Annotated in this window: 4 protein-coding genes and 3 tRNA genes; all 7 read left to right on the top strand. The window is 53.3% G+C overall.

The genetic code is table 11. The annotated features are described in order from the left end of the window. Positions 1–175: 175 nt before the first annotated feature. Positions 176–1,132: a bifunctional biotin--[acetyl-CoA-carboxylase] ligase/biotin operon repressor BirA gene (gene birA, locus BLP82_RS29930; RefSeq protein WP_092177177.1), complete on the top strand. Its 957-nt coding sequence runs from the start codon at positions 176–178 to the stop codon at positions 1,130–1,132. After that, entirely contained in the window at positions 1,122–1,871 is a 750-nt protein-coding gene (locus BLP82_RS29925) for a pantothenate kinase (protein ID WP_092177174.1), read from the top strand. The genes birA and BLP82_RS29925 overlap by 11 nt, the downstream gene beginning before the upstream one ends. A 7-nt stretch (positions 1,872–1,878) precedes the next feature. After that, positions 1,879–2,334 carry a hypothetical protein gene (locus BLP82_RS29920; protein ID WP_092177171.1) on the top strand — a complete coding sequence of 152 codons (456 nt, stop codon included), beginning with the start codon at positions 1,879–1,881 and terminating at the stop codon, positions 2,332–2,334. Positions 2,335–2,476: 142 nt separating this feature from the next. After that, positions 2,477–2,561: transfer RNA gene (locus tag BLP82_RS29915), tRNA-Tyr, on the top strand. A gap of 24 nt (positions 2,562–2,585) precedes the next feature. Continuing rightward, positions 2,586–2,659: transfer RNA gene (locus BLP82_RS29910), tRNA-Gly, on the top strand. A 26-nt stretch (positions 2,660–2,685) separates the two neighbouring features. Beyond that, positions 2,686–2,761, top strand: a tRNA-Thr gene (locus BLP82_RS29905). Positions 2,762–2,845: 84 nt separating this feature from the next. After that, positions 2,846–2,988: GTP-binding protein (locus BLP82_RS29900; RefSeq protein ID WP_256326681.1), on the top strand; the 143-nt coding region annotated here is incomplete at its 3' end.

Raw genomic sequence — 2,988 nt, 5'->3', positions numbered from 1 at the left:
TAGTGTGGGGTTTCCCCATGTGAGAGTAGGTCATCGTCAAGATTAAATTCCGAAACCCCTATCTGCTGATGCAGGTAGGGGTTTTGTTTTGCCCGCCGGAAAGTCATTTTGTGTTTCTATGCAACTGCCTTGCGCATGGCTATCATGCGGGCCTCATTATCAGGGCGCAGTCCGCATGCTCACGTTGCTAAAACTTCTGAAGGATGGCCGCTTTCATTCGGGGCAAGCGCTGGGTGCTGCACTGGGTATCAGTCGTAGTGCTGTATGGAAGCAGTTGCAGCACTTGGAGGCGGATTTAGGATTGTCTGTTCATAAAGTACGAGGTAGGGGCTATCAGTTGGCTAAGCCTCTGTTGCTTTTGGATACGGCGGAGATCTGCGCAAAAGGCCTTCATGAGTGGCCTGTCCATATATTTGACTCTATCGATTCCACTAACGCCGAGGCGCTGCGTTTCATCGAGCGCGGAAGTGTGGCGCCTTTCATGGTTTTGGCTGAGCGACAGATAGCGGGCCGTGGTCGGCGTGGCCGTAAATGGGTCAGTCCATTTGCCGAAAATCTCTACCACAGCCTGGTGTTACGCATTAACGGTGGTATGCGACAAATCGAAGGTCTGAGTTTGGTTGTCGGGCTTGCGGTCATGCATGTCTTGCGCGATATGGGGATCGCGACGGCAGGGCTGAAATGGCCGAATGATGTCTTGGTGGGTGAGAAAAAGATCGCCGGTATTTTGCTTGAATTGGTTGGAGACCCTGCAGACGTTTGCCATGTTGTCCTGGGCATAGGGATCAATGTGAATATGCAATCGACTGATGATGTCGACCAGCAATGGACCTCCATGTGCCTTGAAGCGGGCAGGGATTTTGATCGAAATGAACTGGTGGCCCGATTGGGGGTGAAGCTGCAGGAATATCTGGAGCTTCATCGCATATCGGGGTTTGCTGCGATCCAGTCGGAATGGGAGCAGTACCATCTTTGGCAGGGGCGGGCTGTGTCTCTGATTGCCGGTGTTAATAAAATTGACGGCATTGTGCTGGGCATTGATCACCAGGGTGCGCTGCGTTTGAAGGTGGATGGCGTGGAAAAAAACTTTAGCGGTGGTGAGCTCAGTTTGAGGTTGCGTGATGATTCTTGAGCTCGACTGCGGCAACAGCTTTATCAAATGGCGCGTTCTCTGCTCTGACGGGATAACGCCGGTCGAGGGTGGTGTGGTCGGCTCTGACGACGATTTGCTCGCGAGCTTGAGTGATACGAAGAAGTTCCAGCTCAAGAAGTGTCGTCTTGTTAGCGTGAGGACCCAGGCGGAGACGGATTCATTGGTCGCCTCGCTGGTCGATGTGTTCGGGGTGTCGGTAGTTCGTGCTGTGCCTGCCCGGGAAATGGCGGGTGTGAGAAACGGCTACGAGGATTATGAGCGGCTAGGCCTGGATCGTTGGTTGGCCTTGCTTGGTGGTTTTCATCTCGCTTCGGGGGCGTGCCTGGTACTGGATTTTGGTACTGCCGTCACAGCCGATTTCGTGGCTGCGGATGGTGGGCATCTGGGAGGGTTCATTTGTCCTGGTATGCCCTTGATGCGTAATCAACTGCGTACCCATACGCGGAAAATTCGTTATGACGATGTAGCGGCCGAGCGAGCCCATGAGAGCCTCGCTCCGGGTCGTACGACTGTCGAGGCGGTCGAGCGCGGTTGCATGCTGATGCTCAGGGGATTTGTCCTGACCCAGCTTGAATTGGCGGAGCAATATTGGGGAAAGGATTTCGTGGTGTTTCTCACTGGGGGGGATGCCAATCTGGTTTCCGGGGTCGTTCCAGATGCCAGGGTGGTGCCTGACCTGGTTTTCGTTGGTTTGGCGATGGCCTGTCCTTTGTCCTGAGGTTTCTATGCGGTGGCTGTTTCTGTTATTGCTGGTTTTGAATGTCTTCTATTACATCTGGCATCAGCAGGAGGCCCCGCTTCGCGCCAAGGATGTCACGCCGCTGAGTTTATATCGCGGATCGCAACAGGATATTCATCTATTGAGCGAAACGGCGGATGCCCTTGTCAGGCGCGATTCGGCTAAGTCTGCTGATGCCCCCAAAACTTGTGTCTATCTGGGTGGTTTTGCTCGCCCGGAGCTGGCCAGGCAACTGGAGCAGCGTCTCGCGGCTTCGGGTGTCGTAGGTCGTCCTGTGGTGTCGAACGCGCAAAATCTCCCTGAGGGAGGAGGTTTCTGGGTTCAGGTTCCCCAGGACGGCGCGGGAAAGGTGAATGAAACGCTGCTCCAAAACCTTTCTAAAGAATTCAATGAGTTAAAACATAAAATAATGCCATGCGAAGGGGTTGCACCCGCAGGGTAGTTTGCATAGAATGGCGCCCGCTTCGCAGCGAAGACCTTTAAAGGTAAGCGATACGGAGCACCGTCAACGCAGCTAACCTCAGGTTTTTAATGAGAAAATGCTTGACAGAAGGCTGGCATGATATAGAATGCCGGCTCGCTTAGGAGGGGTTCCCGAGCGGCCAAAGGGATCAGACTGTAAATCTGACGTCTACGACTTCGAAGGTTCGAATCCTTCCCCCTCCACCATTTTTAGCGTGAGCTGCAAGCTCCGCGGGTATAGTTTAGTGGTAGAACCTCAGCCTTCCAAGCTGATGATGCGGGTTCGATTCCCGCTACCCGCTCCAAGTTTGCAGGTTGTGCAAAGTGTTTCGCTCTTGTAGCTCAGTTGGTAGAGCACACCCTTGGTAAGGGTGAGGTCAGCGGTTCAAATCCGCTCAAGAGCTCCATATTACAAGGCAGATATGAAAATATCTGCCTTTGTTTTAATGGCTTGTGTGACTCGCTAAATTCTTCTCCTAGGGGTGATTTCGATGGCTAAGGAAAAGTTCGAACGTAATAAGCCGCACGTCAACGTTGGTACCATCGGTCACGTTGACCACGGTAAAACCACGCTGACCGCTGCTCTGACCCGTGTCTGCTCCGAAGTTTTCGGTTCGGCCAAGGTTGACTTCGA

It is taken from the genome of Pseudomonas sp. NFACC37-1 (assembly GCF_900101575.1).
GTDB classification, from domain to species: Bacteria; Pseudomonadota; Gammaproteobacteria; order Pseudomonadales; family Pseudomonadaceae; genus Aquipseudomonas; species Aquipseudomonas fluorescens_AA.
Note: the sequence above shows the minus strand (reverse complement) of the source record. Positions and strands in the feature narration are given on the sequence as shown.

Coding starts and splice junctions, on each gene's coding strand:
- birA (WP_092177177.1), top strand. CDS start 176: ATGCTCACGTTGCTAAAACTTCTGAAGGATGGCCGCTTTCATTCGGGG.
- BLP82_RS29925 (WP_092177174.1), top strand. CDS start 1,122: ATGATTCTTGAGCTCGACTGCGGCAACAGCTTTATCAAATGGCGCGTT.
- BLP82_RS29920 (WP_092177171.1), top strand. CDS start 1,879: ATGCGGTGGCTGTTTCTGTTATTGCTGGTTTTGAATGTCTTCTATTAC.